Below are 12,148 nucleotides of genomic sequence, written 5' to 3'. Positions count from 1 at the left end.
GAGTGGCCTAGGCGCCCAGAGGCAAGCCGGCCGCCTCGCGCCGTAGCAGGCGCGAGGCATGGAATTCGATCAGGGACAGCAGTTCGTCTTCCTGGGGGCGCAGGTAGGCGTGATCGCCATCCAGCCACTCCAGGGTGAAGGGACCGCGAGTTTCGCGGCGCCAGGCGCGCAGGTCGTCCTCGCTCAGGCAGTCGCGGCGCGCACCGAGCACGTGCAGGGCGCAAGGCAAGGGCGCGCGGCGCTGGTAGCGGTAGCTCTCGGCCAGGGCAAAGTCGCTGCGCAGGACCGGCAGCAGTTCGCGACGGAACAGCGGATCGGCCAGCAGCTCGCGCGGCAGACGGGCGAAGCCATCGAGGCTGGCGAACAGCTCGCCGTCGCTGCAGGCAGTCATGCGCGGCGCCTGCAGACGGCGTGAGGGCGCACGCGAGGCCGAGGCGAACAGTGCCAGCGGCGCCTCATGCCCTTCGCCAATCAGCGCCTGAGCCAGTTCAAAGGCCAGCATGGCGCCCAGACTGTGACCCCACAGCAGGTAGGGGCCCTGGCACTCGCGGCGCCAGGTCTGGCTGAGGTCGGCCAGCAGCGCCGGCAGCTCCTGGCACAGCGGTTCGTCCTCGCGGGCACCGCGTCCTGGCAATTCCAGCGGGCAGACTTCCAGCCAGTACGGCAGGCGCTTTCGCCAGCGTGCGTAGGGCATGGCGCTGGCGCCGGCATGGGCCAGGCAGAACAGTTGCATCAGGCGTCCATGGCCTCGCGCAGGCTGCGCGGACGCATGTCGGTCCAGACGCTGGCGATATGCGCCAGGCAAGTTGCCTTGTCGCCGCGCACGCCGTCTTCCTTCCAGCCGGCGGGCACGGCCTTGTAGGCCGGCCAGATGGCGTACTGCTGCTCGTCGTTGACCACGACCAGGAAAGTGGTTTGCGGGTTGTCCAGGCTCATGGGGTATCCCTCGTTGAAAGTGGCACGCTTTAAAGACGCACGAAGATGCGAATAATTTTCACTTAAATCGATTTCGCGGACATGACGGTGCCGCCCCCTAACTCGGGGCCTGCACAGCGAGGCATCAGACTGGGATGGAGCCGCCGATCTCGCGCACCGCGTCCTGGGTGGCGCGCTCGCGCTCGACGCCGGTGAGTTCGCTAAGACGACCGCCATCCATCTTCAACAGGCGGTCGGCCTGATCGAAGTAATGGTCGTCGTGAGTAATGGCCAGCACGGTCTTGCCGGCGGCCTTCAGCTGCGGCAACAGCTCGCGGTAGAACAGGCGACGGAACAGCGGGTCCTGGTCGGCGGCCCACTCATCGAGGATAAGGATGTCGCGCCCCTCCAGCATCGCCAGCATCAGGGCCAGGCGCTTGCGCTGGCCCTGGGAGAAGCGCGTGTCAGCCAGCCGCCCATTGGCAAACCGCACCTTGTGGCGCAGGCGCAGGCGATCCAGCCATTGCCCCACCAGCGATTCCTCCACCTCGATACCAGCCGGACCGAGCAGGCGGGAGAACAGATGGAAGTCGGTGTACACGCTGGCGAACAGCTGGCGGTACGCCTGCCATTCATGGGCCTGCACCACGCGGCCGTCGAGGCGGATTTCCCCTGCGGCCGGACGATGCAGGCCAGTGAGCAGGCGCGCCAGGGTCGACTTGCCGCTGCCGTTGCCGCCGACCAGAAACACCAGCTCGCCACGGCGCAACTCCAGATCGATCGGGCCGACATCGAAGCCGGCCTCATCGCCCTCGCCCGGATAACGGTATTCGACACCGGCAAGCTGCAGGCTCTGCCACTGGCCGAGGCTTTCGACCGCTGCGATTTCAGCGGTTTCCGGCGCCAGCTCCAGGGTTTCCAGCTTGTCCAGCGAGATGCGCGCGGCCAGCAGGCTGGGCAGAGCGGCGACAGTGGCGACCATGGGCGCGCGCAGGAACAGCACGGTCAGGGCGAAGGTGGCGGCCACTTCGCCGGGCGCCCAGCCCAGGCCGCTGGCACAGAAAAACACGATGCCGATACTGCCCAGCACCATGGCATTGGCCCAGTTGCCCGCCAGGCCGTTGAAGATATCGGCGCGGGTGACGTTGTCGCGGTAGGCGCGGGCATCGCGGTCGAACTCCTCGTCATACAGCAGCCGCGCGCGGTCGCGGTTGAGGGCCAGCTCCTTGCGCCCGTCGATGATCGCCTGATAGTCCTGGTAGAGGTGATCCTCGGCCTCGCGCAACAGGCGGATATGGTGATTGACCTTGCCGACGAAGAACCAGCCCACCAGCAGGGTCAGGCCCAGCCAGGCAGCAGTGATGCCGAACAGCGCCGGCGACAGCCAGGACAGGTAGCTGAAGGCGGCGATGCTGAGGATCAGCCCGTAGGTCAGCTCCGGCAGGTAGACGAAGGCGATGGTGATGTTGCGAATGTCGCTGGACAGGCTGGCCAGGATGCGCGCGCCGCCAATCTGCTCCAGGCGCTCGATATCGGTATCCAGCACGCGGCGCACCAGGCTGCGGCGCAGGCGGTAGACAAAGCGGTGGCCGAGCGTATGCAGCGCCACCTGCCCTGCCCCGGAACACAGCAGCAACAACGCCAGCAAACCGAGGAAGCTGAGCAGCGTGGTCGCCAGCTCCCCGTCCAGGCGAATCAGCTTCTGGTTGATGAAGGCGATCACGCCGACGCTGAGCATCGCACTGCACAGGCTGAGCAGGACGATGCCGCAAAGCGGCAGGCGATTATCGCGGAACAACAGCTTGAGCAGTTTCATGGCAGATCCAGAGCAGGAAGAACATCAGGCCGCTTCAGGTTCGAGACGGCTGCGGCAATGCTTCAGCGCGTCGCGCAGGAGGAAATGCACCAGCGTAGGCGAAGCACTGAGATGGCTGGCCACCTCGCGCTGGCTGTAGCCTTCCAGCTGGCTCATGGTGAAGACGGTGCGCGTACGCTCGGGCAGCTCGCCGAGGGCAAACTGCAGGCGCTGCCATTGCAGCTGGCCGATGGCCCGCTGTTCGGGACCGGACTGCTGTGCGGGCAACTCGTCGAGTGCTTCCTCGTCGGCGCTGTAGCGGCCTTCCAGGTTCTGCCGGCGCAGACGGTCGATGGCCAGGTTGCGCACCATGCGGAACAGGTAGCGCAACGGATCGTCGATGGCATGGCGCTCGCCGCTTTCCCAGAGCTTGAGAAAAGCATCCTGCACCACGTCTTCGGCACGGGCGCGGCAACCGAGCACCCCCTGAGCGGCGTCGGTCAGGACACGACGGTGACTGGCATACAGGCGCTCCAGCCCTCGTTCCCTGCTTGCGCAAGGCAGTTGAACGGACAGCTCCGCCCCACCTTCCCAACGTCGATACGATCCCATCGGCCATTCCTCGGCGATAACGTGATGCGCATCTTAATGATAATTCTTATCAATTCAACAATTGCGCAGCGAATTGCCCCGCAGAAATGCAAACGCCGCCCGAAGGCGGCGTTGAGGTGGCACGAAGGTACTCAGGGCTCCAGCGTCATGACCACCCGACCGCCAGCCGGGCAGGTTTCCATGAACTGGTTGGCCGCGACGAAATCCTCGAAAGAAAATGTCTTGGCGATGGTCGGCTTGAGCAGGCGATCTGCCGTCATCTGATTGATGCGGGTCAGCGCCCGCTGCACCGCTGCTTCGTCACGCTGCAGGCCCAGTTCCGGCTGACCGGTGAAGTCCAGTACGCAGTGGCGGAAGAACTGCAGGTGCTTCTTGAACGCGGCGCAAGCCGGGAAAGCCGCATCGTTGCCGCCGTTGACACCATACAGGATCAACTTGCCACGGGTGGCCGCAACATCGCCGAGCAGCTTCATTTGCGGGCCGGCGCATTGGTCCAGCACCACTTCCACCCCTTTGCCATCGGTGAAGCGCTCCACCTCCAGCACCAGATCCTGCTCCTCGGTGTCGATCACCTTGTCGGCACCCAGCTCACGCAGGTAACTACGGGTGTCGCCTTCGCTGGTGGCAGCGATCACCGTAGCGCCCAGCGCCTTGGCCATTTGCACCGCCTGCGGTGCCAGACAGTGTGCGGCTTCGGTGATCAGCACGCGCTGGCCCGGCTGCACAGCGGCCAGTTCGACCAGGGCGAAATAGGCCAACAGGTAAGGGGTGTAGTGCACCGCCGCCTCGACCGGACTGAGTGTTTCCGGATAGCGAACCAGCGCACTGCGCGGCATCAGCACCAGATCACCCCAGGCCGGGTACTGGTTGGGGCTGAAGGCCGGGAAGCTGGCTACAGTCATGCCGGGCGCAAGATCGTCGACGCCCGGGCCTGTCGCCTCGACCACACCGGCCAGCTCGAAACCAACCCCGGCCGGCAGCTGCGCCGGCTGGTCAGGGGCCAGGTTCTGTCGCCACAGCACGTCGCGCCAACCGACACCAAGTGCCTGGGTGCGTATGAGCACTTCGCCGTGACCGGGTTTCGGGGTCGGCAGATCGTCCAGACGCAAAACGCTGGCATCGCCGAACTGGTGAAATCGGATCATGCGGGACATCAAACACCTCGCCTTCATATTGCTATGGCCACGGACTCTATACGGGCTTACCCGGCAAGACCACCCGCACAGATTGATAGTCACCATAAATAGGGATGATCCGCAGGGTCGCAGGCCATCCCTCGCGCCGCTTAAGACTTGACGCCGCCGGCTCACACACGCACCTTTCACGCAATCCCGGATGGAAGCTGGAACATGAACCGCAACGACCTGCGCCGTGTCGATCTCAACCTGCTGATCGTGTTCGAAACCCTGATGCACGAACGCAGCGTGACCCGCGCCGCGGAAAAGCTGTTCCTCGGCCAGCCGGCGATCAGCGCCGCCCTCGCCCGCCTGCGCAGCCTGTTCGATGATCCGCTGTTCGTGCGCACCGGACGCACCATGGAGCCCACCGCGCGGGCCACGGAGATCTTCGCCCTGCTCTCGCCGGCGCTGGACTCGATCTCCACCGCGGTCAGCCGCGCCACCGATTTCGACCCCGCCACCAGCACTGCGGTATTCCGCATCGGCCTGTCCGACGACGTCGAGTTCGCCCTGCTGCCACCGCTGCTGCGCCGCCTGCGCGGCGAGGCGCCGGGCGTGGTGCTGGTGATTCGCCGCGCCAACTACCTGCTGATGCCCAACCTGCTGGCCTCCGGGGAGATTTCCGTGGGCGTCGGCTACACCGAGGAATTGCCGGCCAACGCCAAACGCAAAGTGCTACGGCGTAGCAAGCCCAAGCTGTTGCGCGCCGACAGCGCACCGGGAACGGTCAGCCTGGATGATTTCTGCGCCCGCCCGCATGCGCTGGTCTCGTTCGCCGGCGACCTCACCGGGTTCATCGACGAAGAGCTGGAAAAACTCGAGCGCAAGCGCCGCGTGGTGCTCGCCGTACCCCAGTTCAACGGCCTCGGCACCCTGCTGGCCGGCACCGACATCGTCGCCACCGTGCCGGACTACACGGCGGCTGCACTGACTGCCGCCGGCGGGCTGCGCGCCGAGGAACTGCCGCTGCCGTCACGCACCTTCGAACTGCACATGGCCTGGCGCGGCGCTCAGGACAATGACCCGGCCGAACGCTGGCTGCGCTCGCGTATCCAGATGTTCTGCGGCGACCCCGACAGTCTGGAGTGACGCCAGCGCTCTAGCACGGTGCATGCATGCACTATTAACGAACGATGACGAAACCATCATTCCGGATGATAGTCATCTTCGGATTGTTCGATTCGTCTCATCAAACGCCGCCCAGCAGACTCCGCCCATTCTCAAATCCGACGGCGGAGTCACTCATGGAACAGCCCAACCCTCTTTTCTGGCGTTTTCCCCTCGCCTTGGCAGCAGCCTTGGTGCTCAGTGCCTGCGGCAAGGCCGGGGAAACCAGCCAGAACACCCCGGCAGCCAAGGTCAGCGTTGCCGAAGTGATCGAGCAGCCGATCAACGAGTGGGACGAGTTCACCGGCCGCCTGGAAGCACCGGAGTCGGTGGAAATCCGCCCGCGCGTATCCGGCTACATCGACAAGGTGGCCTTCGACGAAGGCAGCCTGGTGAAGAAAGGCGACCTGCTGTTCCAGATCGATCCGCGCCCGTTCCAGGCCGAAGTCAAACGCCTGCAAGCGCAACTGCAACAGGCCCGCGCCAACAGCACCCGCGCCGCCAACGAAGCCCGTCGCGGTGAGCGCCTGCGCCAGAGCAATGCCATCTCCACCGAGCTGGCCGATGCCCGCTCCAGTGCTGCCACCGCGGCCCAGGCCGAAGTCGCGGCGATCCAGGCGCAGCTGGAGAATGCCCAGCTCAATCTCGGTTTCACCCGCATCACCGCCCCCATCGATGGCCGCGTCAGTCGCGCCGAGATCACCGAGGGCAACCTGGTCAATGCCGGCGAGTCGCTGCTGACTTCGGTGGTGTCGACCGACAAGGTCTACGCCTACTTCGACGCCGACGAGCGTGTATTCCTCAAGTATGTGGAACTGGCGCGCCAGTCCGGCAGCGATGCCCGTGGCGGCAGCCCGGTCTACCTCGGTCTGTCCAGCGAAAGCGGCCACCCGCATCAGGGCCAGCTGGACTTCCTTGACAACCAGGTCAACCCGCGCACCGGCACCATTCGTGGCCGTGCTGTGTTCGACAACAGCGAAGGCCTGTACACCCCAGGCCTCTACGCCCGCCTCAAGCTGGTCGGCAGCCAGACCTACCCGGCTGCCCTGATCAAGGACGAAGCCATCGGCACCGACCTGGGCAGGAAGTTCGTCCTGGTGCTGGACAAGAACAACGCCGTGCAATACCGCGCCATCGAGCTGGGCCCGAAGCTGGAAGGCCTGCGCATCGTGCGCCAGGGCCTCTCCAAGGGCGAGCAGATTGTGGTCAACGGCCTGCAACGTGCCATGCCCGGCGCGCCGGTCGACCCGCAGCGTGTGCCGATGGCCGATGACAGCACCCTCGCCCACCTGGCCGAACTGCGCCGCGCCGTCGATGGCAGTCGCGCCCCGCAGGTCGCCGAGCAGCGCATCAAGCCCGGTACGCCGCGCAGCTGATCCCGCCCAGGCCGGGCAGCGCCAGGCGCCGCCCGCCGCAACAAACCTGAACAACGTCCGGTGAGCCGTGCCGTAGGCCGGCTCACCCCGAAAAAGCCTATCCGAACAGGTAGACGAAGATGAATTTCTCCCAGTTCTTCATCAAGCGGCCGATCTTCGCCGCCGTGCTGTCCCTGCTGATCCTGATCGCTGGTGCGATCTCGCTGTTCCAGCTGCCGATCAGCGAATATCCGGAAGTGGTGCCGCCTACCGTGGTGGTGCGCGCCAACTTCCCCGGCGCCAACCCTAAGGTGATCGGTGAAACCGTGGCCTCGCCGCTGGAGCAGGCCATCGTCGGCGTCGAGGGCATGCTGTACATGTCCTCGCAGTCGACCAACGACGGCAAGCTGACCCTGACCATCACCTTCGCCCTCGGCACCGACCTGGACAACGCCCAGGTGCAGGTGCAGAACCGCGTGACCCGCACCATGCCGACCCTGCCCACCGAGGTGCAGCGCCTCGGCGTGACCGTGGACAAGGCCTCGCCGGACCTGACCATGGTGGTGCACCTGACCTCGCCGGATAACCGCTACGACATGCTCTACCTGTCCAACTACGCCGCGCTCAACGTCAAGGACGAGCTGGCGCGCCTGGATGGTGTGGGTGACGTGCAGCTGTTCGGCATGGGCAACTACTCGCTGCGCGTGTGGCTGGACCCGAACAAGGTGGCCTCGCGCAACCTCACCGCCACCGACGTGGTCAACGCCATCCGCGAACAGAACCGCCAGGTCGCCGCCGGTGCGCTCGGTGCGCCGCCGTCCGATGCCGGCAACAGCTTCCAGCTGTCGATCAACACCCAGGGCCGCCTGGTCAGCGAGGACGAGTTCGAGAACATCATCATCCGCGCCGGTGACGATGGCGAGATCACCCGCCTGAAGGACATCGCCCGCGTCGAGCTGGGCTCCAACCAATACGCTCTGCGCTCGCTGCTGAACAACCAGCCAGCCGTAGCCATCCCGGTATTCCAGCGACCCGGCTCGAATGCCATCGAAATCTCCAACGCCGTGCGGGAGCGCATGGCCGAGCTGAAGCAGAGCTTCCCCCAGGGCGTGGACTACGAAATCGTCTACGACCCGACCATCTTCGTGCGCGGCTCCATCGAGGCGGTGGTACACACCCTGCTCGAAGCCATCGTGCTGGTGGTGCTGGTGGTGATCCTGTTCCTGCAAACCTGGCGCGCCTCGATCATCCCGCTGGCCGCCGTGCCTGTGTCGCTGATCGGCACCTTCGCCGTGATGCATCTGTTCGGCTTCTCGCTCAACGCTCTGTCGCTGTTCGGCCTGGTGCTGGCCATCGGCATCGTGGTGGACGACGCCATCGTGGTGGTAGAGAACGTCGAGCGCAACATTGGCCTGGGCAAGTCGCCGATTGACGCCACTCGCCAGGCCATGAAGGAGGTGACCGGCCCGATCGTCGCCACCGCCCTGGTGCTGTGCGCCGTGTTCGTGCCGACCGCGTTCATCTCCGGCCTCACCGGGCAGTTCTACCAGCAGTTCGCGCTGACCATCGCTATCTCGACCGTGATCTCGGCGTTCAACTCGCTGACCCTGTCGCCAGCCCTGGCCGCCGTGCTGCTCAAGGATCACCACGCGCCCAAGGACCGCTTCTCCCGCGTGCTCGACAAACTGTTCGGCGGCTGGCTGTTCGCTCCGTTCAACCGTTTCTTCGACCGTGCCAGCCATGGCTACGTCGGCACCGTGAAGCGCGTGCTGCGTGGTAGTTCCATCGCCCTGCTGGTCTACGGTGGCCTGCTGGTGCTCGGTTACCTGGGCTTCTCCAGCACCCCGACCGGCTTCGTGCCGCAGCAGGACAAGCAGTACCTGGTCGCCTTCGCCCAACTGCCAGACGCCGCTACCCTCGATCGCACCGAAGACGTGATCAAGCGCATGTCCGAGATCGCCAGCAAGCATCCTGGCGTGGAGAACACCGTGGCCTTCCCCGGCCTGTCGATCAACGGCTTCACCAACAGCCCGAACAGCGGCATCGTGTTCACCCCGCTCAAGCCCTTCGATGAGCGCAAGGACCCGTCGATGTCCGCCGGCGCCATCGCCGCCGAGCTGAACCAGCAGTTCGCCGAGATTCAGGACGCCTACATCGCCATCTTCCCGCCGCCACCCGTACAGGGCCTCGGCACCATCGGCGGCTTCCGCCTGCAGGTGGAAGACCGCGGCAACCTGGGTTACGAAGAGCTGTACCAGCAGACTCAGAACATCCTGGCCAAGGCCCGTCAGCTGCCGGAACTGGACCCGATGTCGCTGTTCACCAGCTACCAGGTCAACGTGCCGCAGATCGACGCCAACATCGACCGCGAAAAAGCCAAGACCCACGGCGTGGCCATCAGCGACATCTTCGACACCATGCAGGTGTACCTGGGTTCGCTGTATGCCAACGACTTCAACCGCTTCGGCCGTACCTATCAGGTCAACGTCCAGGCCGACCAGCAGTTCCGTCTGGAGCCGGAGCAGATCGGCCAGCTCAAGGTGCGCAACAACCGCGGGGAAATGGTGCCGCTGTCGACCTTCGTCAAGGTCGAGAACAGCGCCGGCCCGGATCGGGTGATGCACTACAACGGCTTCATCACCGCCGAGATCAACGGCGCGGCGGCGCCCGGCTACAGCTCCGGCCAGGCCGAAGCAGCCATTGCCAAGCTGCTCGACGAAGAGCTGCCCAACGGCATGGCCTATGAGTGGACGGACCTGACCTACCAGCAGATCCTCGCCGGCAACACCGCGATCTTCATCTTCCCGCTCTGCGTGCTGCTGGCCTTCCTGGTGCTGGCCGCCCAGTACGAAAGCTGGAGCCTGCCGCTGGCGGTGATTCTGATCGTGCCGACCGTGCTGTTCTCCGCCATCACCGGGGTAATCCTGGCCGGCGGCGACAACAACGTGTTCACCCAGATCGGCCTGATCGTGCTGGTGGGTCTGGCGTGCAAGAACGCCATCCTCATCGTCGAGTTCGCCAAGGAAAAGCAGGAAGAAGGCATGGACCGCATGAGCGCGGTACTGGAAGCCTGCCGCCTGCGCCTGCGCCCGATCCTGATGACCTCCATCGCCTTCATCATGGGCGTGGTGCCCCTGGTGCTGAGCTCCGGCGCTGGCGCGGAAATGCGTCATGCCATGGGCGTGGCGGTGTTCAGCGGCATGATCGGCGTGACCTTCTTCGGCCTGCTGTTGACCCCGGTGTTCTACGTACTGATCCGCGCCTTCGTGGAGAAACGCGAAGCGCACAAGGCCGCCCTGATCAAGGAAGCACACGCATGATGTACAAGGCTTTCGCCCCTGCCCTGCTGGCCCTGGCCGTTTCCGCCTGCGCCGTGGGCCCGGACTACCAGGCCCCGGCAACCGAGCCCGCGCGGCTCGCCGCGGCCGATGCTGCCAAGGTCGAGCGCGCGCGTTTCGAAACACTGTGGTGGCAGCAGTTCGACGACGCCACGCTGAACCAGCTGGTGCAGCAGTCACTGCAGGAAAACCGCGAGCTGCGCGTGGCCTTCGCCCGCCTCAAGGCGGCCCGATCCATTCGTGACGACGTCGGTAATGACCAGTTCCCGGTGGTCACCAGCGCCGCCAGCGGTGAGTTCGGCAAGGCCCAGCAACCGCCGACCACTGAAGAGCGCATCCGCCAGGAACGCTATGACCTGGGCCTGAACATGGCCTGGGAGCTGGATCTGTTCGGCCGCATCCAGCGCCAGATCGAAGCCAGCGAGGCTGACATCGGCGTGGCTGAGGCCGAGTTGCAACAGCTGCAGGTCAGCCTGATCGCCGAACTGGTCGATGCCTACGGCACCTTGCGCGGCGCCCAGCTGCGTGAGGCCATCGCCCGGGAAAACCTGAAGAACCAGCAGGACTCCCGTGCCCTGACCGTGCAACTGCGCGACGCCGGTATCGGCAACGAACTGGACGTGCTGCGCGCCGATGGTCGCCTGGCGGCCACCGAGGCCAGCGTGCCGCAACTACAAGCCATCGAGGCCCGAGCGCGCAACCGCATCGCCACCCTGCTCGGCCAGCGGCCGGAACAGCTGAGCGTGGACCTGTCGCCCAAGCCGTTGCCGGTGATCGCCAAGGCGCTGCCGATCGGCGACCCGACCGAACTGCTGCGCCGTCGCCCCGATATCCGCGCCGCCGAACGCCAGTTGGCGGGGGCCACGGCCCAGGTGGGTGTGGCCACGGCGGATCTGTTCCCGCGCGTGAGCCTGTCCGGCTTCCTCGGCTTCACCGCCGGGCGCGGCTCGCAGATCGGCGCTTCCGATGCCCGTGCCTGGGCCGTGGCGCCGACCATCAGCTGGGCTGCCTTCGATCTGGGCAGCGTGCGCGCCCGTATTCGCGGTGCCAAGGCCGATGCCGAAGGTGCGCTGGCCAACTACGAGCAGCAGGTGCTGATCGCGCTGGAAGAGTCGGAAAACGCCTTCAGCGACTACAGCAAGCGCCAGCAGCGCCTGGTGTCGCTGGTACGTCAGTCGGAAGCCACCCGCGCCGCCGCCGAGCAGGCTGCTGTGCGCTACCGCGAAGGAACGGTGGATTTCCTCGTGCTGCTCGACGCCGAGCGTGAGCGCCTGGCCGCCGAAGACGCCCAGGCGCAGGCCGAGGTCGAGCTGTACCAAGGCATCGTCGCCATCTATAAAGCCCTCGGCGGAGGCTGGCAGCCCAACGCCTGAGCCAAGGTTTCCTCCTGGGTCGGCCCGCCCTTGCCGACCATTGCGCTCCCCGCGATCCGCTCCTGGTCGCGGGGATTTTTTTGCTTTTCGCGGACGTTTGGAGAGCGAACCAAGTGACAGGTTGGGTTGTGCGGGTTGATACCAGACTGGCAAGAATGGGTGTTGGTGCGGTTGCCCCAGCCTAGAGGCATGGCTGTTTGCTGTGTTGGCCGACGCCCCGGGTTTCGCCCACCCGGGCGACCTACTTTTCCAGTCGCCGGATGGCCGGCCCCGAAAAAGTAGGCAAAACGCTTTGCCCCTGCATCCGGCCCTACTCTGCGCTCCGGGTGCGTTCGCTCCTGAAGGGGCGTTTGCACCGTCTGAAAGTTCTGAGTGCTTTTGTGGGAGCGGCTTCAGCCGCGATCCAGGTGGCCCGGCAGTTGCCAAATATCGCGGCTAAAGCCGCTCCCACAGAACCATCACCATGCGCACTAAC

The 12,148-nt window shown here is 65.5% G+C and carries 9 protein-coding genes; 4 read left to right on the top strand and 5 right to left on the bottom strand.

Features of this window, described 5'->3' with window-relative positions:
- Positions 1–7 precede the first annotated feature (7 nt).
- The 5 genes from ACF8C6_RS15390 to ACF8C6_RS15370 form a co-directional block, all read right to left on the bottom strand.
- Positions 8–733, bottom strand: a complete 726-nt coding sequence (locus ACF8C6_RS15390) for a thioesterase II family protein (protein WP_392500091.1) — start codon at positions 731–733, stop codon at positions 8–10.
- A complete protein-coding gene (locus tag ACF8C6_RS15385; protein ID WP_061904411.1) occupies positions 733–936 on the bottom strand; it encodes an MbtH family NRPS accessory protein in 204 nt (67 codons plus the stop codon). The genes ACF8C6_RS15390 and ACF8C6_RS15385 overlap by 1 nt, the downstream gene beginning before the upstream one ends.
- Positions 937–1,060: 124 nt before the next feature.
- Positions 1,061–2,731 (bottom strand): multidrug ABC transporter permease/ATP-binding protein, encoded by a 1,671-nt coding sequence (locus ACF8C6_RS15380; protein ID WP_392500090.1) that lies wholly within the window; start codon positions 2,729–2,731, stop codon positions 1,061–1,063.
- Positions 2,732–2,755: 24 nt separating this feature from the next.
- Positions 2,756–3,322 carry a sigma-70 family RNA polymerase sigma factor gene (locus tag ACF8C6_RS15375; protein WP_277690830.1) on the bottom strand — a complete coding sequence of 189 codons (567 nt, stop codon included), beginning with the start codon at positions 3,320–3,322 and terminating at the stop codon, positions 2,756–2,758.
- Positions 3,323–3,453: 131 nt separating this feature from the next.
- Positions 3,454–4,476, bottom strand: a complete 1,023-nt coding sequence (locus ACF8C6_RS15370) for a zinc-dependent alcohol dehydrogenase family protein (RefSeq protein WP_392500089.1) — start codon at positions 4,474–4,476, stop codon at positions 3,454–3,456.
- A gap of 195 nt (positions 4,477–4,671) precedes the next feature.
- Between ACF8C6_RS15370 and ACF8C6_RS15365 the strand changes: the two genes are divergently transcribed.
- From ACF8C6_RS15365 to ACF8C6_RS15350, 4 genes are all read left to right on the top strand, one after another.
- Positions 4,672–5,589: a LysR family transcriptional regulator gene (locus ACF8C6_RS15365; RefSeq protein ID WP_392500088.1), complete on the top strand. Its 918-nt coding sequence runs from the start codon at positions 4,672–4,674 to the stop codon at positions 5,587–5,589.
- 155 nt (positions 5,590–5,744) lie between these two features.
- Positions 5,745–6,983: a multidrug efflux RND transporter periplasmic adaptor subunit MexE gene (gene mexE, locus ACF8C6_RS15360; RefSeq protein ID WP_392500087.1), complete on the top strand. Its 1,239-nt coding sequence runs from the start codon at positions 5,745–5,747 to the stop codon at positions 6,981–6,983.
- 119 nt (positions 6,984–7,102) lie between these two features.
- Positions 7,103–10,282 (top strand): efflux RND transporter permease subunit, encoded by a 3,180-nt coding sequence (locus ACF8C6_RS15355; RefSeq protein ID WP_392500086.1) that lies wholly within the window; start codon positions 7,103–7,105, stop codon positions 10,280–10,282.
- On the top strand, positions 10,279–11,673 hold the full coding sequence (locus tag ACF8C6_RS15350; protein WP_392500085.1) for an efflux transporter outer membrane subunit: 1,395 nt from the start codon (positions 10,279–10,281) through the stop codon (positions 11,671–11,673). The genes ACF8C6_RS15355 and ACF8C6_RS15350 overlap by 4 nt, the downstream gene beginning before the upstream one ends.
- Positions 11,674–12,148: the final 475 nt, after the last annotated feature.

Source organism: Pseudomonas sp. zbq_18 (genome assembly GCF_043102245.1).
In the GTDB taxonomy this organism is placed as follows: domain Bacteria; phylum Pseudomonadota; class Gammaproteobacteria; order Pseudomonadales; family Pseudomonadaceae; genus Aquipseudomonas.
Note: the sequence above shows the minus strand (reverse complement) of the source record. Positions and strands in the feature narration are given on the sequence as shown.

Excerpts from the sequence above, each read along its gene's own strand:
- ACF8C6_RS15370 (WP_392500089.1), bottom strand. The coding sequence starts at position 4,476 with ATGTCCCGCATGATCCGATTTCACCAGTTCGGCGATGCCAGCGTTTTG.
- ACF8C6_RS15385 (WP_061904411.1), bottom strand. The coding sequence starts at position 936 with ATGAGCCTGGACAACCCGCAAACCACTTTCCTGGTCGTGGTCAACGAC.
- ACF8C6_RS15365 (WP_392500088.1), top strand. The coding sequence starts at position 4,672 with ATGAACCGCAACGACCTGCGCCGTGTCGATCTCAACCTGCTGATCGTG.
- ACF8C6_RS15350 (WP_392500085.1), top strand. The coding sequence starts at position 10,279 with ATGATGTACAAGGCTTTCGCCCCTGCCCTGCTGGCCCTGGCCGTTTCC.
- mexE (WP_392500087.1), top strand. The coding sequence starts at position 5,745 with ATGGAACAGCCCAACCCTCTTTTCTGGCGTTTTCCCCTCGCCTTGGCA.
- ACF8C6_RS15390 (WP_392500091.1), bottom strand. The coding sequence starts at position 733 with ATGCAACTGTTCTGCCTGGCCCATGCCGGCGCCAGCGCCATGCCCTAC.
- ACF8C6_RS15380 (WP_392500090.1), bottom strand. The coding sequence starts at position 2,731 with ATGAAACTGCTCAAGCTGTTGTTCCGCGATAATCGCCTGCCGCTTTGC.
- ACF8C6_RS15375 (WP_277690830.1), bottom strand. The coding sequence starts at position 3,322 with ATGGGATCGTATCGACGTTGGGAAGGTGGGGCGGAGCTGTCCGTTCAA.
- ACF8C6_RS15355 (WP_392500086.1), top strand. The coding sequence starts at position 7,103 with ATGAATTTCTCCCAGTTCTTCATCAAGCGGCCGATCTTCGCCGCCGTG.